We start from the raw sequence: 21151 nt of genomic DNA, 5'->3' as shown, positions 1-21151 counted from the left end.
TGACTTTAGCCATGCGCTGGCCGCGCGATCGCTTCGAGACTGGCGCGTGCAACATCGGCCAGGCCTACCGCCGCGCCGACAAGGATCAGCGTCGGTGCGTCCGCTGCGAAGGACCTGGTCGCGAGTTGAAGCAGGTCGAGGCGGGTTGCCAGCCGCCGCTCGTCCGCGCCGCTGACATGGCATGCGATCATTACCGGGGTCTCGCCGGGCATTCCTGTCCGTATCAGCCCACGCATGATCTCTCCGGCGGCATCGCGCCCCATGTAAAATGCAAGCGTCGATCCGCCGTGCGCGAGCGAGGACCAGTCGATGTCGAGCGCCGCGCCGCGCTTGCTGTGCGCGGTCACGAAACGCACATCGCGGGCGACACCGCGCAGCGAAAGCGACATGCCGGCAGAAGCGGCCGCGGCGCTCGCGGCGGTGATGCCGGGGCAGATGCGGACGGCAAAACCCGCTTCGCTCAGCGCGGATATTTCCTCGGCGGCACGGGCGAAAAATGTGGGGTCGCCGCCTTTGAGCCGCGCGACGCGCTTGCCCGAGCGCGCAGCGGCGACGAGTAAAGCATCGATCGTTGGCTGATCTTTCGAATGGCGGCCCGAACGTTTGCCGACGCTGACACGCTCGGTGCCCGCAGGGACGAGAGCGAGGACGCCTTCGCCGACCAATGCGTCATAGAAGACGATCTCGGCGCGTTCGATCAGCCGTACCGCCTTCATCGTCAGCAATTCGGGATCGCCGGGACCGGCGCCGACCAGCCAGACGGTGCCGGGAGGGAAATCGTCAGGCTGCATCGCTTTTCTCCTCGCTCAGGATGCGCGCGAGCGCGGGGCGGCACGAGCCGCAGTTGGTCCCGGCGCCGATCGCAATGCCGATCGCGGCGACATCGGCTAGGCCTTGGTCGCGGATCACTGTGGCGATTGTCTTCAATCCGATGTCGAAACAAACGCAGACGACGGGGCCGTGGTCGGTCTGGGCGCCGGGCGCACGACCGGCGAGCAGCGTCGGGGCGACTTCGGGCGCGGTGAGCTGGGCTATCAGCCAGTCGCGCGGCGGCAGTTCTCCCGTTTCAGTGACGAACAACGCGGCGGCGAGGCGGCCGCCCGCGACCACGGCGACACGGCGCGTGCCGCGCGCCGCATCCTGTGCCTCGATCCGCTCGCCGCGCGGCAGCAGGGCCTCGATCGTCTTGAGGTCACTGTTGCCGCCAAGTTCCCATAGCGTCCCCGACGGGACCGCGACCCTTGTCGCCCACAGGCATTTAGGGGGTGCGTCAAGTTCCTGTGCCAGCAGCAGGAAACCGCGCCATTTTGTCGCGACTGCCGCGATCGATGCCGGGGTCCGCTTGAAACCCGGCTGGCCCGACACCGGGTCGACGAGCGGGCGCGAGAGCAGGCCGGTTCGGCCGCCGCTGCTGGTGCGGTCGGTCCAGTGGATGGGCACGAACAATTCGCCGGGACGCTGGCCGGCGCTGAGCTGGACGCGATAGATGCTGTCGCCCTGCGGGGTTTCGATGCGTGCGAGACCGCCGTTGGTCAGCCCGAGCCGCGACGCATCGTCCGGATGCACTTCGACAAGCGGCTCCTCGCGATGACGCGCCAGCTTGGGTGCCAGGCCGGTGCGTGTCATGCTGTGCCACTGATCGCGGTAGCGGCCGGTATTGAGCGTCAACGGCCATTTGGCGAGCGGTTCGGGCAGAGGCTTTTGTGCAACCGGAACGAGCCGCGCACGCCCGTCGTGGGTTGGATATTTTCCGTCTGCGAAGATCTGATCGCCGCCCCAGCGGAAGGGGATCATGTCGTCATAGGCGGCGTTGCCGCCCGGCGCCGCGCCGGGGAGCGCGAACAGGCGGGTCCCGTCATTGTCATAAGTCGAGAGCCGGCAATGCTCGCGCCAGATATCGGCGGGCCGGTCGTAGGCGAAGGTGTTCTTCCAGCCCATGCGCCGCGCGACCTCCTTGACGATCCACCAGTCGGGCATCGCCTCTCCGGGCAGCGGGAAGAGCGCGCGCTGACGGCTGATCGTCCGGTCGCTGTTGGTAACGGTCCCGTCCTTTTCGCCCCACGCAGCGGCGGGCAGGCGGACATGCGCAAAGGCGCCGGTGTCGGTTTGTTCGATCACGTCGCTGACGACGACGAAGGGGCAAGTGGCGAGCGCTTCGCGAACCCGGTTGGCGTCGGGCATCGACACCGCGGGGTTGGTCGCCATCACCCATAAAGCCTTGATCCGGCCTTCGCCGATCGCGCGGAACATGTCGACCGCCTTCAGGCCGGGCTTCTCGGCCATCGCCGGCGCGGCCCAGAAGCGCTGAACGCGGGCGCGGTTTTCGGGGGCGAAATCCATATGCGCGGCCAGCGTCGAGGCGAGCCCGCCGACCTCGCGCCCGCCCATCGCATTGGGCTGGCCCGTGATCGAGAAAGGCGCCGCGCCAGGCTTGCCGATCCGCCCTGTGGCGAGGTGCAGATTGAGGATCGCGTTGACCTGGTCGGTCCCCGACGTCGACTGGTTGATCCCTTGGCTGAACATCGTGACCGTGCGCGGCGTGGCCGCGAACAGCTCGTAGAAACGCCTGAGGTCGGCAGCCGGCACTTCGCATGTCCGTGCCACCGACCACAGGTCGTTCCCCTCTCCAAGCTGGTCCCAGAAATCTTCGGGCATCGCGACATGCGCGGCGAGGTAGCTTTCATCGACCACGCCGGCCTCGCGGCAATGCTGGAGCAGGCCGTTCATCAGCGCGACGTCGCTGCCCGGACGAAGGGCGAGATGCAGGTCGGCCTCTTCGGCGGTTTCGGTGCGGCGCGGATCGACGACGACGAGCTTCGCGCCCGCCTCACACCGCGCGCGGATGCGCTGATAAACGATCGGGTGGCACCAGGCCGTGTTCGATCCGACCAGGACGATCAGGTCGGCGGCGTCGAGATCGTCATAGGTAGCGGGAACGATATCCTCGCCGAAGGCGCGCATATGGCCTGCGACCGCGCTCGACATGCAGAGGCGCGAGTTCGTGTCGATATTCGCGGTGCCGATGAAACCTTTCATCAGCTTGTTCGCGACATAATAATCCTCGGTGAGCAGCTGACCCGACACATAGAAGGCGACGCTGCCCGGACCATATTGCGCGATTGTCTCCTTGAAGCGCTTGGCGACAAGGTCGAGCGTCTTGTCCCAGCTTGCCCGCTTCTTGCCGATCATCGGATGGAGAAGGCGGCCTTCGAGCCCGACGGTCTCGCCGAGATGCGTCCCCTTCGAGCAGAGCTTGCCGCGATTGGCGGGGTGGTCAGGGTCGCCCGCAATCTGGACAGTACGTTGACCGGTAACCGTCGCGCGGATGCCGCAGCCGACGCCGCAATAGGCGCAAGTGGTGCGGACCGCGCCGGCCATCAGGCAGCGGCCTTCAGCGTGCCGGCGCGGCAGATGAGGACGCGTCCGCCGTCGATCTTGACCGGGACGGTTGGCGTGCAACCCTTGTCATCGCCCAGCGCTTCGCCGGTCGACAGGCTGATCCGCCAATTGTGGAGCGGGCAGGCGACTGCGCCACCATGGACGATGCCCTGGCTGAGGCGTCCACGCTTGTGCGGGCAGCGGTCGAGGAGTGCGAACACCTTCCCCTCGGCGGTGCGAAACACCGCGATATCGTCTCCGCCTTCGACCTGCACGGTGCGGCTGCCGCGCACGGGGATCTGGTTGACCCAGCCGATGTCGAGCCATTCAGCGGTGGTCATGCCCCAACCTCCTCCAAAAAAGCGCGTCCCTGCGGAATGAAGCGGGCCATCGGAGCATGGTGCTCGGCCTCGGCCCCCTCGGCGCGCTGCGCCCATGGATCGTCCTGGCTGAAACGTTGCGAGAATAGGAAACGGGCGCGGAGCGCCTCGCGGCCCGATTCATCGTCGACGATCCGCGCCTTCACATAGTCGATGCCGACGCGCTCGATCCATGGCGCGGTGCGCTCGAGATAGCGGGCTTCCTCGCGGTAAAGCTGGATGAAGGCGGCGCAATAATCCATCGCCTCCTGCTCGGTCGCGACCTTGCAGAGGAGGTCGGTGACACGGACGTGAATGCCGCCATTGCCGCCGACATGCAGTTCATAACCGCTGTCGACGCAGACGATGCCGAAGTCCTTGATAGTCGCCTCAGCGCAATTGCGCGGGCAGCCCGATACCGCGATCTTGAACTTGTGCGGCATCCAGCTGCCCCAGCTCATCCGCTCGACCTTGACGCCAAGGCCGGTCGAATCCTGCGTGCCGAAGCGGCACCATTCGGACCCGACGCAGGTCTTAACGGTGCGCAGCGACTTGCCATAGGCATGGCCCGAGACCATTCCTGCGGCATTGAGGTCGGCCCAGACCGCCGGCAGATCTTCCTTTTTGATCCCGAAGATATCGAGCCGCTGGCCGCCGGTGACTTTGACCATCGGCGCATCGTATTTCTCGACGACATCGGCGATTGCGCGCAGCTCGCGCGGGTTGGTCAACCCGCCCCACATGCGCGGCACGACCGAATAGGTGCCGTCCTTCTGGATATTGGCGTGCATGCGCTCGTTGACGAAGCGGCTCTGCTGGTCGTCAACATACTCACCGGGGAGCGCGCAAAGAAGATAGTAGTTGAGCGCGGGGCGGCAAGAGGAACAGCCGTCGGGCGTCGTCCAGTGCAGCTTCTGCATCACTTCGGGGATCGAGCGCATGCCCTGCGCAACGATCTCGCGGCGAACGTCGTCATGGCCGAAGCTGGTGCACTTGCACATCGTCTTGGGGCCGCTCTGGACCTCGTCGCCGAGGGTGAGCGCGAGCAGGTTCTCGACGAGGCCCGTGCAGCTTCCGCAGCTCGCCGACGCCTTGCAGGTGCCGCGCACCGCGTCGAGGCTGCGCGCGCCCTTGGCGATGCACGAGATGACCTGGCCCTTGGTGACGCCGTTGCAGCCGCAAATCTCGGCATCGTCCGAGAGCGCCGCAACGGCCGCCTTAGGGTCCGCGGCGCCTCCTCCCGAGGCGAAGGCTTGGCCGAAAATCAACAGGTCGCGAAGGCCGGAGACGTCGTCCTGTTTCTTGAGCAGGTAGAAATACCAGCTGCCGTCGGCGGTATCGCCATAGAGTACCGCGCCAACGATGCGATTGTCGCGAACGATCACGCGCTTGTAAACGCCGCGGCTGGCGTCGCGCAGCACGATATCCTCACACCCGTCGCCGCCCGAGAAATCGCCGGCCGAAAACACGTCGATCCCCGACACCTTGAGCTTGGTCGAGGTCACCGAGCCGCGATAGCCGCTGGGCTGTTCGACCAACCCGTCGGCGAGGCTGCGGCACATATCCCACAAGGGCGCGACGAGGCCGTAGACCTGCCCGTCATGCTCGACGCATTCGCCGACCGCGAGCACGGCCGGATCGCTGGTCACCATATGGTCGTCGACCTGGATGCCGCGCCCGACCGCGAGGCCGGCTTCGCGCGCAAGCTGTGTCGAGGGACGGATGCCGACAGCCATCACGACGAGGCTGGCGGGGATCAGCGTCCCGTCCTTCAGCTTCACGCCCTCGACCTTGCCATCCCCGATGATTTCGGCGGTGTCGGCGCCGGTCAGGATCGTCTGGCCGCGCGCTTCGAGCGCCTGCTTGAGCAGCCAGCCCGCCGCTTCGTCGAGCTGGCGCTCCATCAAAGTCGGCATCAGGTGGATGACGGTGACCTTCATTCCGCGGAGGCTCAACCCATGCGCAGCTTCGAGGCCGAGCAGTCCGCCGCCGATCACCACCGCATCGCCGCCTGCATCGGCAGCCGCGAGCATCGTGTCGACATCGTCCATGTCGCGAAAGGCAATGACGCCCGGCAGATCCTTGCCTGGTACCGGGATGATGAAAGGATCGGAACCCGTAGCGATAAGCAGACGGTCGTAGCTTTCGGTGAGCCCGCTGCGCGTCGTCACCGTCTTTGCTGCGCGGTCGATTGCCGCGACCGGATCGCCTGCGGTGAGCGCGATGCCGTTTGCGGCATACCATTCGGCGCCGTTGATCACGATATCGTCGAAGCTCTTTTCGCCCGCGAGCACCGGCGAGAGCATGATGCGGTTATAATTGACCCGCGGTTCGGCGCCGAAGATCGTCACGCGGTACCGCGCCGGATCGCGCGCGAGCAGTTCCTCCACGGCGCGGCAACCGGCCATGCCGTTGCCAATGACGACGAGGTGCTCACGCGTGTCGGCCTCGGGCGCGAGGGGGATATGTTCCATCAGAGCATCCAGTCCAGTTGGAGCCAAAATTTGTCGGTGTCGGTGGCGAAGCTGTCGGCGTCGTAATGCGCGTAGCGCGCCGAGGCGGTGACCTTGCCAAGCTTCGCGCTCGCCAGCAGGTCGATCTCTTCGCCGTAGGAGCGGCTGGCGCGGTCGCTGCGATAGTCGTGATAGGCGGCTTGTAGCGTCACCGCCTTGAGCGGGCCGACCTCCTGCCAGCCCCAGCCGGCGCTGGCGTAGAGATCGCGCACGCCGTCGGGCGGGGTGACGAGGAATTTGTCGGCCCAGCCCTGATATTTGAACCCCGTCGCGAGTGGGGTCTGGAAGCTGGTGAGCGGGGTGCCGTTGTCGGCGCCGAGCACCTCATATCCTGCACCGACGCGCGGGCCGCCGAGGTCGACCGCGACGTCGGCGAGATAATAGTCCGCGCTGTAGCTGTTCGGGTTGCGATGCCAGTCCGACTGGCGTGCGTAGCTGAGCTGCCAGGCCACTTTTGCCTTGCCGAGGGTCTGCTTCCCGTCGATCCGGGCGCCGTAGCTCTGGCTCGACATGCGGAAGCCCTGCATCCCCGCCTCGTCCTGATCGACGAGATAGGCGAAGGCGCTGATCTTGCCGACAGGGGTTTGAGCGCCGACATTACCGAACAGATTGTCGCCCGATACCGCTTGCTGGCGTGAGCCGGCGCCGTCGATGCCCCAGATGGTGCGAACGCTCCACGCATAGGCGATATCCGCCTTCACGCCCTTGAGCGGCGTGATCTCGGCGCGCACCGCGTCGAAGCTCTGGCCGTTCTGGCGAAAGCTGACGGTGCCGACGAAACGCTCGTCGTCGAAGGCGAGGCGCTGGCGGCCGGCTGTCAGCGCGAATGTGGGCGACGCATAGCGGACCTGCGCGCGGGCGAGGGCGATATTGTCGGGGTCGGCGACCAGCGGGCGGGTGGCAGCCCCGTGGAGACCATCGAAATAGTCATCGATGATGGCCAGATTGCCCTGCCCTTCGACGAGTGCCGACCAGTTCCCGGCCTTGGCCTCGACCCCGGCGCGGACGCGCAGGGTCAGGGCTTCGGCGTTGGCGGCAAGGCCGTCCTGGTCGACACTCTCGTATCGGAGACGGGCTTCGCCGAGCGGCTTCAGGTCAATGTCCTGGGCGCGTGCGGCCCCGGCCGGCGCAAGCGCCAGCAAGAGGATGAGGGTGCGGGTCATGACTAGATCCGCACGCCTTCGGCGGCGCCCCAAGTTGCCCGCCACTGGCTTTTCACGAACATCAGCCCGACCAGCGCAACCACCGCAAGCCCAGCGAAGATGTAGAATCCTGGGGCGAAGCTGCCGCTCCACTGTTTGGCGAAGCCTAATGAGGAGGCGAGGTAGAAGCCGCCGACGCCCCCCGCCATGCCGACAAGCCCGGTCATCACGCCGATCTCGGCCGAAAAGCGCTGCGGTACGAGCTGGAACACCGATCCATTGCCCGTCCCGAGCGCGAGCATCGCGATCACGAACAGGGCGAGCGCGGCGGGCAGCGTGTCGGCCTGCGGCACCCCGGCGAGCGCCAGCGCGGCGACCACGAAGACCATCATCAGCGCTTTCACGCCGCCGATCCGGTCGGCAAGCGCGCCGCCCATCGGCCGCACCAGCGATCCGGCGAAAACGCACGCCGCGGTGCAATAGCCCGCCATCACCGGGGTCAGATGGAACTGGTCGGTGAAATAGATGGGCAGCGAAGCGGCGAGCCCGACGAAGCCGCCAAAGGTTACCGAGTAGAACGCCATCAGCCACCATGCATCGGCGGTTTTGAGTGGCTCGAAATAGTCGATCAGCTTCTTGGGCGCGGGCGCGTTCGGTGCGTCCTTTGCCATCGCGAGATAGACGAAGAAGACGATCGTGAGCGGGATGCAGGCGAGGCCGAGCACGGCATTCCAGCCAAACAGCTTGGCAAGGCCAGGCGCGAACAGCGCGGCCAGCACCGTGCCCGAATTGCCCATGCCGGCGAGGCCCATCGCCTTGCCCTGATGCTCGGGCGGATACCAGCGGCTGGCCAGCGGGAGCGCGATCGCGAAGCTGGCACCGGCGAAGCCGAGTATTATGCCGAGCGCGAGCGTCCCTGCAAAGCTGTGAACCCCGGTCAACCACGCGGTGAACAGCCCGGCGATGACGATCAGCTGGCTGATCGCGCCCGACCGCTTGGGGCCGATCCGATCGACGAGCAGGCCGTTGACGACGCGCAGCACCGCGCCCGCAAGCGTCGGCACCGCGACCATCAGGCCTTTCTGCGCCGGGGTAAGGCCCAGATCTTCCGAAATAGCAGGCGCGAGCGGCCCGAGGATGACCCACACCATGAAGGCGAGGTCGAAATAGAGAAAGGCCGCGACCAACGTCGGCCAGTGTCCGCTTGCCCAGAAACCCGATTTATTCGTCATCGTCCGTCCCCTTGTGCGACGGGCAATAAAAAAGCCGCCAGGACGGCGACCACGCGGGCGCATCCTGACGGCTTCATTGCCTGTTGGAGTGCGGGGAAAGGCTCCCCGCCTGCCGCGCGAACCGGCCCCGTCGTTGGAGCCGTAGTCGCTTTATCCTGCCCCGGCATCCTTGCCGAGTGCGTCAAGACTGCCTGATTCGCAGGGACCGCGCAACCGGTTATTTCGCAGTTGCAGCATAAAATTGTAGCGCGTGCAAAATCTAAGGAAGGTCAGAGAGATAGCCCTGTATATCGTCGGGATCGAAGGCGCGCCCGTCAAAAAAACGGTCGCTGCCGAGGAGTAGACGGCCTTGAACCGACCCCGCGCCAAGCGGTGTGTCGATCCCGCCCTCGAGCTTCGAACTCGCGCCAGGAAGCGGCGCACCGGACCCCGCCAGCGCGGCCCGATAGATGTCGGGGCGGAACACCGCCGCCGCCGTCGCGGCGTCGGCTGCGGAATAGGGGAGATGGTCCCAGCGCAGCATCTGCGAATAAAGCCACGCGGCCTGGCTGCGCCACGGGAAGTTTGCCGCTTCGCGATGCTGGAACATGAAATCGGGATAGTGGATCGGCTCACCGCCGGGGACGAGGCGGATGCGATCGGTGATCGCGCGGAGCACCGCATCGTGCGGGGCATCCAGATATTCGGGGCGGGCCAAGATTGTGGCGCTTTCGTCCGCCGTGCCGGGCTTGACGAAATGGGCAGCCGCGGCATGGAGCGCTCGGAGCAGCGCCTCGACGGCGTCACGCCGCTCCTCGGCGACAGCCTCGCGCATCGCGAGCACCTTCTCGACGCCGCGCCGCCAGATTTGCGCGGTCGCGAGCGCGATATGGCCGACGCCGCGCTCGACCGCGATCGAGTTCCATGGCTCGCCCACGCATATGCCGTCGACCTCGCCCGCCGCGAGCGCATCGGCGGCGAAGGGCGGGCTGGTGACGACGATCTCGATGTGGGTATCGGGGCGGATGCCGACGCCCGCGAGCCAGTATCGCAGCATATAATTATGGCTCGAATAGCGATGGACGACGCCGAAGCGCAGCGGCTTCCCGGCAATTTTGCGCTCCGCCGCCACCCTCTGCAACGCTGCGCCGATGATGGCCGGATCGCCCAGCGTTTCGCCCAACCCGACATCCTTTGCGAGCGGGGTGGAAAAGGTCACTGCATTGCCGTTGAGCCCGAGCACGAACGGGACCGCCATCGGCACCGCGGGGCGATCGCGGCCCAGCGCAGTCGCGATTGCCAACGGCGCGATCATGTGTGCGGCGTCGGTATGCCCGTAGAGCAACCGGTCGCGCACCGTCGCCCAGGTCATGTCGCGGATGAGTTCGATGGCCACGCCTTCGCGCGCTGCGAAGCCCAGTTCGTGCGCGAGGATCGGCAAAGCGGCGTCGACGAGGGGCAGGAAACCGATACGGAAGGTTTCGGCGCTCATTCCATATCTCCCAGGAGCGCGTCGCTCGTCACGATGGCTTCGGCAATCTCGGCGATCCGGCGGTTCGTGCTCATCGCCTGTTTTCGCAATAGGGCGTAGGCTGCGGGTTCGTCGATATGGCGCCGTTTCATCAGGATCGCCTTGGCTCGATCGATCGTTGAGCGCTCGACCAATGCATTTTTGGCATCGTCGAGTTCGCGCTGGAGCCGCGAAAAGGCTTGGAACCTCCGGACGGCGAGATCGATGACCGGCTTGATGCGCTGTTTCGACAGTCCGTCGACAACATAGGCCGAAACGCCCGCGTCGATGGCCGCACCGGTCGCTTCGGCGTCGCTCTGATCCACAAACATCGCGATCGGCCGCGCGAGCGCGCGCGACATCGCAAAGAAATCTTCGAGCAGGTCACGGCTCGGGTTTTCGAGATTGACCAATATGACTTCGGGTTTCGCGGCCTCGATTTGGGCAACGACAGCGCCCGCCGGATCAATCAGCACGAGGTCGTCGAGACCAGCCTCGCGCAGACCATCCGATATGATGGCGGCGCGCGTCGTGCTGGTATCGATAATCGCGATCCTCATGATCGCGCCTTACGCTGCAGCGCACAAATCTGCTAGAAGGTTTCTCTTTTGCGAATATATAGCCCGGCTGACGACCGCTTTTTGAAATTTTGAGCTAAAAGCGGACCGTATGCAAACGGCCACTAGCGCCCCGGTGTCAGAGACTTCGAGATTGAGTCAGCAAGAAGGCTTGGCTGTTCCAGGGGGATCAAATGTCCGCAATGATCGATCAGGATCATGGTCGATAGCGGGATATGCTCATGCATTTCCCGGCTTTCAGCAATCGACGCGTCGCGTGTCGTATCGACATGTACCACCTCGCCCAGCTTGGAGAAGGCGGGCAGCATGCCGCTCCAGAGATCGAACTCGAACATGAAGCCGGGGACAAGATGAATCTGCATTTTCGGACGTTGCCACATTCGGGCGGCCAGGTCATTTGAACGGTCAGGCGCAGTGTCTGCTAGTCGACAATGTCGTCCCGATCTTCGAGGCTCATCATCGTTGCTGTCAGCAACGCGACCAGCTTTTGATCGCCGGAACGATCGGCGAACACCTCGGCCTGCACGAGCGTCAGGGTTCGGCCCGCCTTCACGACGCGGCCCCGTGCAATAATGAGATCGCCAGCCGCCGGTGCGACGAGATTAATCTTGAACTCCGTGGTCAGAACGCCGCGGCCTGCCGGCATAAGGCTCAGGGCTGAATATCCCGCAGCCGTGTCGGCGATCGCACTGACGGCGCCGCCATGGACAAATCCATGTTGCTGCGAAACCGAGCGCGAAACCGGCAGGATGACCTCGACAGATCCCGGCCTGATCTCGCCCAGCATCGCTCCAAGGGTGGTCATCAGGCCTTGTTTGGCGAAACTTGCACGGATGCGGATCACCGTGGCGTCGTTTGAAAATTCGTCCATCTCCCGAAACTGGCAGGGTGAGTAAGGCATGGCAAGAAGTGCGAATAGTGAGATGCTACATATGGCCGCTCTTCGGAGCGTTTTTCAAAAAGCTGTTCGTCCGCCATCGGCCATTTCAACATTTTGGTGTCGCAACTTCCCCTCTTGAAGGCAGCAGCCAGTCTTGAGCGGACCCCGCATTAATTCGGGTTGCGGTGACGGCATGAACTGCCGAAAAGCTTTTCGGGGAGCGGCTTGCGGGCATGACGATGATACACAATATTCTGATCGTGGATGACCACCGCATTACCCAGAGCGGACTCCGGTTCCTGTTTGCATCGCTCGATCGCTACGCCGTGGTGGGCGCGCTCGATCGCGGTGCGACGGTAAATGCGTTTGTTCAGTCGCAACCCGTCGATCTCGTTATCCTCGACCTCAATCTGCCCGACGTTCGCGGGATCAACGTCTTGGCGGAAGTTGTCGGATCGCGCGACATGACGGTGATCATCCTGACGGGCGAGACGCATCTGGGCGAGATCCATTCCGCGCTCAAGCTTGGCGCGCGGGCAGTGGTCAGTAAGTCCGACCCGCTTGATCATATTGTCGCAGCTTGCGATGCGGCGCTGGCGGGCGAGGTATATATTTCTCCGCACATCACAGAGGCGCTTGGCAAGTTTCAGCAGCCGCCGGTCGCGCTATCTTCCCGGCAGATGGCAATTCTCCATTATCTGGCGCAAGGGGAGACGAACAAGGAGATCGCCTACCGCCTCGCGATCGCGCCGCCGACCGTCTCCTTTCACATTGCGGAGCTGCGACGCAAACTCGACGCGCCGCATAACCGCAAGATCGTCGAACGCGCGAACGAGCTAAACCTACTTTGACGGCTCTGCGAGAAGCGGATGCTCGAGAAATTCGCGGCACGCGGGCTTGATCAAGACCATCGCGACAAGGTCGCTGAGACGACCGCGCGTGACGGTGGTGTCGTCATAGGTCAGCGCGATGCTTCTTTCCTTGACGCTGCCGGCCGCAGCCAGTCTCGCCTCGAAATCGCCTCGCTGATCGAAATCGAGAAGCGCCCACCCGTGCAAGCGTGCTTGCAATTCATCGATTTCGATCGACGAAGTCGCTGCAAAGGCTGCGGGCAGGGTGATGCAAATTTCCGTGCCTTCAGGCGTTGACGAAATGATTTTGATCTTCCCTCGCAGCCTTTCGATTATCCTCTTCGCGGAGCCATAGCCCGACCCGGTGCCGGGCGCTGTATCATCGGCGCGAATTCGCGTGACGGCACCACCGTTCAAAGCCGTCGCGACTTCTGCGGGCATTCCGCTGCCGCTGTCGCTGATTGTGATCACGGCCTGCCCTTTTTCGAGGGCGAGTGCGATACGGGCTCCTCCGACCTGTGTATATTGGTAGCTATTGCTGAGCAGATTGGCGAGTGCGCGCATCAGTAGCGGCCGGTCCGAAATGATCGTCACATCATCCGCAATACGAACGTCAAGCTTCAGCCTTTTGTTTGCGAAAGGAGTCTTGAACATCATCGATAACGGCTCGACGAGCGCCTGACCGCGAAAAGCGCTGAGCGCGACGAAGTCGGCATCATTCGCGGCGATATTCGCGCCCGAGATCGTCGTTGAGACGATCTCGTTCAGATAATCGGCCGAGCTTTCAAGCATCTCGATCAGAGCGATATCCGCACCGGCTCTGTCCTGCCTCTTGAGGACGTCTACAGCGCTATTGAGTGCGAGAATGACCTGTCGGCTGTCATGACCCGATGAGTGGAGCAACGCATTCTGGCTGTTTACGGTTTCGAGCGCGGATGCCTTTTCTTCCGCCAGTCGCGTTGCCCGCTCGCTGATGGCGAGGCGTTCGGTCAGCGAATGCGCGTAATTTGCGTCGGCGACGAGCTTGTCCTGCTGGATCTTTTTGAGGTTGAGCCCGAGCGCCAGCGTGACCATGACCGATTCAAAAAGCCCCACCGGGCCGGAGAGGTGCCAGTTGATCGGCAGCCATGTGAAAACGCCCATCGACGCGACTGCCGCATAGACGATGAACACGGCAAGGCTGGCCCATCCCACGAACAGCGGCCAGAGCTGGAATCCCAACTGCCTCATGGCGGCATAGCCGACGAACGGAAGAAAAAGGGCCACTGCGACCGCGACGATCCATGCCGCCAGATGCAGATAGAAGCGCAACTCGGGTGGATATAGCGACAGTCCGGGCTGAAGCAGCATAACGGCGATGGCGAACAGGACGAGCGCCTTCAATATGAGATCTCGTTTCGGGAAATTGTCCGCGGTCTTGACGAAGCTTCGGCAAAATTGGGCCATCGCGGCGGCAAAACCGCATTTGAAGAAATCCTCGACGGCAACGCCGGTGAGCGGCTTATCGTAGAGGAAGAAGATGGTGATATAGCCTTCGGAATGAACCGTGTTCAGCGCGAAAAAGGCTTCGGCGACGGCTAGCCACAGAAACTCCCTGAATCCCGTGATCGAGAAAAACAGGAAGTTGAGGAGCAGGAGTGTCAGCGCGCCGATGACAACCCCCGACACCATCGAGATGTTAGCGCGCCGTTCCTTGAAGAAAGTCCCATAGGTTTCGATCTTGAGCGGCATATAGGTCGAATTCTCGGACACAAATTCGATCGCAATCAGTTTTTCCTGCGACGGGGCCAACACGAGTTCCGAGCTGAACGCTTGATAAGTGCCGAGATTCTCCCGCGCGACCTGCGGATCGGTGCCGTCGACGATCAGCGTGAGCGGCCCTCCAGCCGTTTCGTAGAGACGGAAATGTTTGAGCGAACCACGGCCGGTCGTCAGAATCCAGCTGCCCTGTTGGTCGCTGGCGTTGCGAACCTTGAGCAAGACGACCGTTCGCGTTCCCGGCGGGCCGAAGTGGATGGTCGAACCTTTGATGCGTTGAAGCGGGCCCGCAAGGATCGCGTCCAGTTGGGGCGTCCGTGCCGCACCCGGGCGCTCGGCGAAACGCACGAACGAACCAAGAGCAGGCGCATCTTCACCCCCTCGCAGATCGAGCCGGGGCAGTTTTTCAAGCTGTGCCCATGCAGGTTGCGCACCTAGAAGGAAGAGGATCCCGAGAACGGCGTAAAGGATTCGCATCGATACTCCCCGCACCGGACGGGGATAGAATGCATTATTGCGCCGTGCGCAGGCGCTTGGGCTGCTCGCCCGCCACCCGTTATTTCGACCCACCCCCCGGTGATGCTGTTCCCGTAAATGCGCCGGTCGCTCCGACGCAAGCGCTAGCAGCAACCGTTCGTCGCAAAATTACCCCAAATAACATTGGGTAGACGCTGTGCGTCGCCTGCTCCTAGTCATCGCGCACAAAGCCGTAGGTGATCGCACCATAGCGGCTGGGGGACGCAATTTTCGCGGGGTGGACGGAACCGGGGAGCCTGACGGCTCTCCAGTGAACCCCTTGCCTTGCCTGCTACGTCAATGGGGGACTCTGAATCATGTCACGCATTTCGAAATCTCGCCTGCTCGCCACCAGTGCGATCGTCGGTTTCTCGATCATCCACATCGTGCCGGCCGCCGCCCAGAATGCGTTCGGCATTCATAATGATCAGCCCGAGCGGCTCGAGATTGAAGTCGACGACGGAGAGGTCGTCGAAGGCGATCTGATCGGCATCTACGCCGACAATGGTCCGGTCACCGTGGGCAATGCAGGGGTCATTCGAGGCAATGGCACCGACATAGGCGGAATCGCCAGCCGGCCGAGCGGCGGTATCGTCATCGCGCAGCCCGATTCCACGGTCACCAACGCCGGCCAGATCACCGGCGCTGCGAACGGCGTGGTCACAACCTATTTCTTCAGCGAAGACGCAAATGGCGACGATCTCCCGCCGCAGCCGCTCGCGGCTAATACGCAGGTGTTCAATAGTGGAGTGATCCGCGGCGAGGCCGGATCCGGAGTCGCACTGGTCGGCGGTGGCAGCGTCACAAACGGCGGTACCATTTCCGGGTTCAGTGGCAGCCCGGGCGGCACTATTATGGGCACGGGGGTGTCGATTTCGGAATTCCCGGGCGCCGCCGCCGACGTCACTGGCGTAGGTACCATCAAGAATAATGACGGCGGCGTGATCGAGGGGCAGGTATTCGGCGCTGTGTTGCAGGGTGGCGGCACCGTCACAAACATGGGCACGATCCGCAGCACGGGCAATCCGAACCCCGCGACGCCGAACGTCAGCCCGTTCGGGCTCGTCCTTGGTGCTACCACCGAGCAGACCGGCCGCGCCGCGACGGTTGACAACAGCGGCATGATAACTGGCTTCCTTGGCGTGCTGGCAGGCGGCGCGCTCGAAAGCGCGACGATCAACAACGACGGCACGATCCAAGCCACGGCGATCGCGATCATTGGTCAATCCACCGGCAATCTTGTCGTCAATAATTTCGAGAATGGCGAAATCCTGGCCAATGCAACCGCCATTGCGTCGAACGCGGGCACGCTGACCGTGGACAACCGGGGTTTCATCTTCAGTGCCGGTCAGAATGCGATCAACATCACGACCGCAGATGCCGTCATCAACAACAGCCAAGGCATCGTCGGGGCGCTGTCAGGCATCACCACCGCTGTGTTCCAGAACGCGGAGGGGACACAGGCGCGCGCGCGGAACACCGCCGTAACGAATTCGGGCACGATCGAAGGCCGGGCGGGCAGCGGCGTTGCGCTGGTGGGCGGCGGATCGGTGACCAACAGCGGCGTGATCCGGGGGCTGAACGGCAACAATGGTACTGGCACGGGTGTTGCCCTTTCGGAATTCACGCAATCGATCGCGCCCGATGTCACCGGGATCGGCTCGGTCACCAATGCTCCCGGCGGCCTGATCGAAGGCCAGATGTTCGGCGTTGTCGTGCAGGGCGGCGGCACCGTCGATAATGCGGGGACGATCCGCAGCACCGGAGCCTTTAACCCGGCGAATCCCAACGTTAGCCCCTTTGGTGTAATCCTTGGCGCGACCGCGGATCAAACGGGCCGTATTGGCACGCTTAACAATAGCGGCACGGTGCAAGGATTTCTCGGGGTCCTCGCGGGTGGCGCGCTCAGCAGTGCCGTAATCGAGAACGAAGGGCTGATCAGCGGTCAGGCGGCCGCCATCATCGGCCAGTCGACCGGCGTGCTCACCATCAACAATCATGATGACGGTGAAATTACCGCCAACGGGACGGCGATCCGTTCGAACGAGGGTTCGCTGATCGTCGATAATGCGGGGCTGATAAGCGCCGGCGCTCAGGATGCGATCGTTATTACGACGGCGGACGCGGCGATCGTCAACAGCGGCCGGATCATCGGCGGCCAATATGCGATCGTCACCACGCCGATGGCCGATGGGGCCGGCCGCGCAGTCGATACCTCGATCACCAACAGCGGCGAGATCATCGGCCTCAATAACGACGCCATTCGCCTCGCGGGTGGCGGGACTGTTATCAACAGCGGCTTCATCGTGGGTGTCAATCCCGGCGCGCAGGGCACTGACGGCATCTCGATGTTCGCGCATGTCGATCAATCCAACGAGGATTATTCGGCGCACGTCACCAACGATGAGAATGGCCGGATCGAAGGCCAGCGGTTCGCGGTTATCCTGTCCGGCGGCGGCGAGGTTGTAAATGCCGGCGAAATCGAAGGCGTCAACGGCGGCGTGTACATCCAAGGGACCGCGCTCAATACCGACCCCAGCGAGGATCGCAGCGGTCTCACCGCCAGCGTCGTCAACACGGGCGACATTCGCGGCACTGGCGACCTCGGCGGAAGCGGCGGCGATGGTTTCGGCGTTGGTTTCGGCAGCGACATGTCTAGCGCCACCCTCGATAACAGCGGCACGATCAGCAGTGATTTCGGCGCGGGCGTTTCCCAGGGTTCGCGAGCGGATGTGACGGTCACCAATGCCGCGGGCGGGACGATTACCGGCGGAACTTCGGGCATCTATTCATTCGCGACGGGCACGCTCGTCGTGAACAACGCCGGAGTGATCCGCGGCGAAGGGACCTATGACGGCTTTGACGCCGCTCCCGACGCGGGCGTGACGATCACTACCGCCGCGTCGAGCGTCACCAACAGCGGTACGATTTCGGGCGCCGGCGCGGGCGTTACAACCGCCTATCAGTTCGACGAGGACATCGGTGACATTGTCGGAATCGCGATCGGCACGCAGGTAACGAACAGCGGTACCATCCGCGGCGAAGCGAACGATGGCGTCCGCCTGATCGGCGGCGGCACGGTCAGCAACAGCGGGACGATCCGCGGCGACGGCAGCCCGCTTGCCGATGGCATCTCGATTTATCCCTATGACGGTCAGGCGCTCGCAGGCTACGTCGGTGCTGTCACGAACAGCGCGAGCGGAGAGATCAGCGGTACGCGTTTCGGTATCATCATGTCGGCGGGCGGCAGCGTCGACAACGCCGGCGCCATTACCGGCGAAGGTCCGGGCGGGGTGCTTATCCAGCGTGGCGCCGGGCTCACGCAAGAGACGGGCTTCGACGGGACGCTGACCAATGCGGGAACCATCACGGGCACCAACGGCTATGGTGCGGTGGTTCTCGTCACCGACGCCGCCGCAATCACCAACAGCGGCACGATTTCTGGCGCAACGTCAGGTGCGGTGATCGAAGGACTGCAGGTCACGGCCGATATTGTGCAGACCGGCACGATCACGAATGCCGCAGGCGCAACTATCGCCGGAAATATTAGCTTTGGTGCCGCCGTCGCAGGATTTCTGGATACCGCGGAAATCGTAAACGGCGGGACAATCGCCGGTGCCACTGACGGCGTCATTCTCGGCAATTTCGGAACCGCGACGCTCGTCAACACCGGTGCGATCACGGGCGGCGGTCGTGGCGTCTGGGGCGACGACAGCGGCGCTGTCGTGCTCGACAACGCCGGTGCGATCACCGGCGAAGGCGGGATTGCAGTCCAGCTTGGCAGCTTCGACGACAGCGTGACGCTCCGGACCGGCAGTGCGATTTCAGGGCTCGTCGATGCGGGCGCAGGTTCCGACAGCCTGACGCTCGACGGCGACGTCCTCGAACTGACCGAGGCACAGCAGCTGACCGAAGCAAGCGGATTCGAAACTCTGAGTGTCGCCGCCGGCTATTGGTCGACGTCGGGCGTGGTCGGCGCGTTTGACAGCGTAACGATCGACGAAGGCGCGGCGCTCCGCGTCAATGAAGTCGAGATTGGCGGAGAAGCAAGCTCGCCGATCCTCACGCCGTCGGTCCGCACCGACGGACTCCTCGTGCTCAATTTCGGTACCGACGAAACGGTGTCTGCGCTCGACGATCTGACGATCGACGGGACCGGGCAACTGCAACTCGTCGGCGACGCCGTGTTCACGGTCGACACCGCAAATATCGCGCACACCGGCGGCACGATCATATCCAACGGCGGCCTCGTCCTGACCGGCCTGCTCCAAGGCGATGTGAGGACCGAGGGTAACGGCTTCTTCGAACTCGGCGCCGGTGGAACCGAGGGCAGCTTTTCGGGCGACATCGTCAATGACGGTCGCTTCGTCTTCAACCGTTCGGACGACTATGACTTCCTCGGCGCCTTCTCGGGCAATGGCGTCCTTGACAAGATGGGCGACGGCGCGCTGACCTTCATGGGCGATTATGCCTTCCAAGGTGTGACGAACATCCTCGGCGGTTCGGTCCGCATCGGCGGCACCATCGATCCCGGCACCGAATTCGACCTCGGCGCGGGTGGCACGCTCGACATCACGGGCAAGGATCAGACGATCGGCGGTCTCGAGGGCGATGAGGGATCGAATGTCGTGATCGGCGACAGCCAGCTGACCGTCAATCAGGCCGGCAACGGTGCATTCGGCGGCAATATCTCCGGGAATGGCAGCCTGGTGAAAGAGGGCGACGGGCGGCTCAATCTGACCGGCAACAGCAGCTACACCGGGCCGACCTCGGTCAACGGCGGTACGCTCGCGGTCAATGGATCGATCGCCTCGCCGGTCACCGTCAACAGCGGCGGAACTCTGGGCGGCAACGGCTCGGTGGGAACCACGATCGTTGGCAATGGCGGCACGATCGCTCCCGGCAACTCGATCGGTCAGCTGACGGTCAATGGCGATCTCGCCCTCGCCGCGGGCTCGACCTACGAAGTCGAGGTCAATGCAGCGGGCGAAGCCGACCGTCTCGATGCGACCGGCGCCGTCACTATCGCCAGCACGGCAAATGTGGCCGTGCTCGCCGAAAACGGCACCTATAGTGCGCGGACAGACTATGTAATCCTGACCGGCGCGGCGGGCGTGACGGGCACCTTCGGGTCGGTGACCAGCAATCTCGCCTTCCTCGACCCGCTGCTGCGCTACAGCGCCAATTCGGTCACACTGTCGCTCTATCGCAACGATATCGACTTTGCCGATATTGCGCTGGGCTTCAACCAGGCGAGCGTGGCGGCAGCGGTTCAGGCGCTTGGCGTCGACAACCCGCTGTACGAAGCTGTTCTCGTCCAGAATGCGGCGGGCGCGCAGGCCAGCTTCGGCGACCTGTCGGGCGAAATCAATGCCAGCGCGATCAGCGGCCTCACGGACGACAGCCGCCACCTCCGCAATGCGTTGATGGGTATGAAGGCGCCCGAGGAAGGCGGGACATTCGTCTGGGGTTCGGCCTTCGGCGGCTGGGGCGATTTCGATGCGGCGCGCGGCAATTTTGCCATGGACACGGATCACAAGGGGCTGGTTGCGGGCTTCGGCATCGGCGGCAACGGCTTTGCAGCCGCGCTTTCGGCGGGCATCGGAAATTCGGACTTCCGCTTCGGCGGCCGCAGCGACCATGCCGACGTGGACAGCAAATATCTCGCGGCGCATGCCACCTATGGCGCCGTTGGCGGTCTGCACGGCACGATCGGGATCAGCTACGCCTCGCACAAGATCGATACGACGCGGGCTGTTAGTGGCGCGCCGCTGGCGCAAACGCTGACCTCGAAGCGTGATGCCGATACGCTGCAGTTCTTCGGTGAAGTCGGCTATGAAATCCTGGCTGGAAAAACCGCGGTCACGCCGTTTGTCCGACTGGCCCAAGTCGATACCGGCAGCGATGCTTTCGTGGAAGCTGGGGGCAGCGCGGCGCTAAGCATCGGGAAGGCCGATCAGAAGACGACTTTCCTGAGCCTTGGCGCGCGCGCCCAGTTCAACGCCGGACAAACAGGCTTCCAGCCTTTCGTTTCGGCCGCATGGAACCGTGCGTTGAACGATCGAGGCGCTCCCATCGTGTCGCGCTTCACGGCGGGCGGTCCGGCGTTCGACATCATTGGAACGGCAATTCCGAAAAATTCGGCCGAAGTCGAAGCTGGATTTGAGTATGCCGCCGGTTCATTCCGTCTCGGCGCCGCTTACACCGGCACGCTGGCATCGGATCGGAATACCCATGGTGCGAGACTTACTGCGCGTATTGCATTCTGATTAGCGACCCGTCAGTCGCGATGCACGCAGTGGGAGGCCGAGGTGACAAATGTCACCTCGGCCTTTTCCCGTCTAGTCGATCGGACTGTGCGAATTGCCTGTAATCTTCAGCTTGATTGGCCGCTTTAGTTGGGTCGCATTCACCCGAAGAATTCCCATGTGTCGATGACGAACGGCTGCTTTTTG

At 63.6% G+C, this 21151-nt stretch carries 13 protein-coding genes; 2 read left to right on the top strand and 11 right to left on the bottom strand.

The features are described from left to right. Positions 1-5: 5 nt before the first annotated feature. The 10 genes from cobA to BLW56_RS05030 all read right to left on the bottom strand — a co-directional run bounded on the left by cobA (position 6) and on the right by BLW56_RS05030 (position 11562). The gene (cobA, locus tag BLW56_RS05075; protein WP_093509530.1) at positions 6-791 is read right to left on the bottom strand and encodes a uroporphyrinogen-III C-methyltransferase; all 786 of its coding nucleotides are present in this window, start codon (positions 789-791) and stop codon (positions 6-8) included. After that, complete coding sequence (locus BLW56_RS05070) at positions 781-3378, bottom strand: nitrate reductase (protein WP_093509529.1); 2598 nt, start codon at positions 3376-3378, stop codon at positions 781-783. The genes cobA and BLW56_RS05070 overlap by 11 nt, the downstream gene beginning before the upstream one ends. Continuing rightward, positions 3378-3719, bottom strand: a complete 342-nt coding sequence (gene nirD, locus BLW56_RS05065; RefSeq protein ID WP_093509528.1) for a nitrite reductase small subunit NirD — start codon at positions 3717-3719, stop codon at positions 3378-3380. Before nirD ends, BLW56_RS05070 begins: the two co-directional genes overlap by 1 nt. Beyond that, complete coding sequence (gene nirB / locus BLW56_RS05060) at positions 3716-6211, bottom strand: nitrite reductase large subunit NirB (protein WP_093509527.1); 2496 nt, start codon at positions 6209-6211, stop codon at positions 3716-3718. The genes nirD and nirB overlap by 4 nt, the downstream gene beginning before the upstream one ends. Then, the gene (locus BLW56_RS05055) at positions 6211-7413 is read right to left on the bottom strand and encodes an alginate export family protein (RefSeq protein WP_093509526.1); all 1203 of its coding nucleotides are present in this window, start codon (positions 7411-7413) and stop codon (positions 6211-6213) included. The genes nirB and BLW56_RS05055 overlap by 1 nt, the downstream gene beginning before the upstream one ends. A gap of 2 nt (positions 7414-7415) precedes the next feature. Continuing rightward, positions 7416-8624, bottom strand: a complete 1209-nt coding sequence (locus BLW56_RS05050) for a nitrate/nitrite transporter (RefSeq protein WP_093509525.1) — start codon at positions 8622-8624, stop codon at positions 7416-7418. 259 nt (positions 8625-8883) lie between these two features. After that, positions 8884-10095: a CmpA/NrtA family ABC transporter substrate-binding protein gene (locus BLW56_RS05045; RefSeq protein WP_093509524.1), complete on the bottom strand. Its 1212-nt coding sequence runs from the start codon at positions 10093-10095 to the stop codon at positions 8884-8886. Then, on the bottom strand, positions 10092-10673 hold the full coding sequence (locus BLW56_RS05040; RefSeq protein ID WP_093509523.1) for an ANTAR domain-containing response regulator: 582 nt from the start codon (positions 10671-10673) through the stop codon (positions 10092-10094). Before BLW56_RS05040 ends, BLW56_RS05045 begins: the two co-directional genes overlap by 4 nt. Positions 10674-10795: 122 nt before the next feature. Continuing rightward, the gene (locus BLW56_RS05035) at positions 10796-11053 is read right to left on the bottom strand and encodes an alpha/beta fold hydrolase (RefSeq protein ID WP_143043377.1); all 258 of its coding nucleotides are present in this window, start codon (positions 11051-11053) and stop codon (positions 10796-10798) included. A 59-nt stretch (positions 11054-11112) separates the two neighbouring features. Further along, on the bottom strand, positions 11113-11562 hold the full coding sequence (locus tag BLW56_RS05030) for a PaaI family thioesterase (RefSeq protein ID WP_093509521.1): 450 nt from the start codon (positions 11560-11562) through the stop codon (positions 11113-11115). Positions 11563-11804: 242 nt separating this feature from the next. On the opposite strand from BLW56_RS05030, the gene BLW56_RS05025 reads away from it, so the two are divergent. Further along, the gene (locus BLW56_RS05025; RefSeq protein WP_093509520.1) at positions 11805-12422 is read left to right on the top strand and encodes a response regulator; all 618 of its coding nucleotides are present in this window, start codon (positions 11805-11807) and stop codon (positions 12420-12422) included. Here BLW56_RS05025 and BLW56_RS05020 read toward each other — a convergent pair. Further along, entirely contained in the window at positions 12414-14657 is a 2244-nt protein-coding gene (locus BLW56_RS05020) for a sensor histidine kinase (protein WP_093509519.1), read from the bottom strand. The two genes, BLW56_RS05025 and BLW56_RS05020, sit on opposite strands and share 9 nt — an antisense overlap. 356 nt (positions 14658-15013) lie before the next feature. Here BLW56_RS05020 and BLW56_RS05015 point away from each other — a divergent pair, with 356 nt between their 5' ends. After that, positions 15014-20965 (top strand): autotransporter domain-containing protein, encoded by a 5952-nt coding sequence (locus BLW56_RS05015; protein ID WP_093509518.1) that lies wholly within the window; start codon positions 15014-15016, stop codon positions 20963-20965. The last annotated feature ends 186 nt before the right edge of the window (positions 20966-21151 follow it).

This window comes from Sphingopyxis sp. YR583 (assembly GCF_900108295.1).
Lineage (GTDB): Bacteria > Pseudomonadota > Alphaproteobacteria > Sphingomonadales > Sphingomonadaceae > Sphingopyxis.
Note: the sequence above shows the minus strand (reverse complement) of the source record. Positions and strands in the feature narration are given on the sequence as shown.

Bases quoted from the DNA above. Each gene is read 5' to 3' on its own strand.
- cobA (WP_093509530.1), bottom strand. From the start codon at position 791: ATGCAGCCTGACGATTTCCCTCCCGGCACCGTCTGGCTGGTCGGCGCC.
- BLW56_RS05070 (WP_093509529.1), bottom strand. From the start codon at position 3,378: ATGGCCGGCGCGGTCCGCACCACTTGCGCCTATTGCGGCGTCGGCTGC.
- nirD (WP_093509528.1), bottom strand. From the start codon at position 3,719: ATGACCACCGCTGAATGGCTCGACATCGGCTGGGTCAACCAGATCCCC.
- nirB (WP_093509527.1), bottom strand. From the start codon at position 6,211: ATGGAACATATCCCCCTCGCGCCCGAGGCCGACACGCGTGAGCACCTC.
- BLW56_RS05055 (WP_093509526.1), bottom strand. From the start codon at position 7,413: ATGACCCGCACCCTCATCCTCTTGCTGGCGCTTGCGCCGGCCGGGGCC.
- BLW56_RS05050 (WP_093509525.1), bottom strand. From the start codon at position 8,624: ATGACGAATAAATCGGGTTTCTGGGCAAGCGGACACTGGCCGACGTTG.
- BLW56_RS05045 (WP_093509524.1), bottom strand. From the start codon at position 10,095: ATGAGCGCCGAAACCTTCCGTATCGGTTTCCTGCCCCTCGTCGACGCC.
- BLW56_RS05040 (WP_093509523.1), bottom strand. From the start codon at position 10,673: ATGAGGATCGCGATTATCGATACCAGCACGACGCGCGCCGCCATCATA.
- BLW56_RS05035 (WP_143043377.1), bottom strand. From the start codon at position 11,053: ATGCAGATTCATCTTGTCCCCGGCTTCATGTTCGAGTTCGATCTCTGG.
- BLW56_RS05030 (WP_093509521.1), bottom strand. From the start codon at position 11,562: ATGGACGAATTTTCAAACGACGCCACGGTGATCCGCATCCGTGCAAGT.
- BLW56_RS05025 (WP_093509520.1), top strand. From the start codon at position 11,805: ATGACGATGATACACAATATTCTGATCGTGGATGACCACCGCATTACC.
- BLW56_RS05020 (WP_093509519.1), bottom strand. From the start codon at position 14,657: ATGCGAATCCTTTACGCCGTTCTCGGGATCCTCTTCCTTCTAGGTGCG.
- BLW56_RS05015 (WP_093509518.1), top strand. From the start codon at position 15,014: ATGTCACGCATTTCGAAATCTCGCCTGCTCGCCACCAGTGCGATCGTC.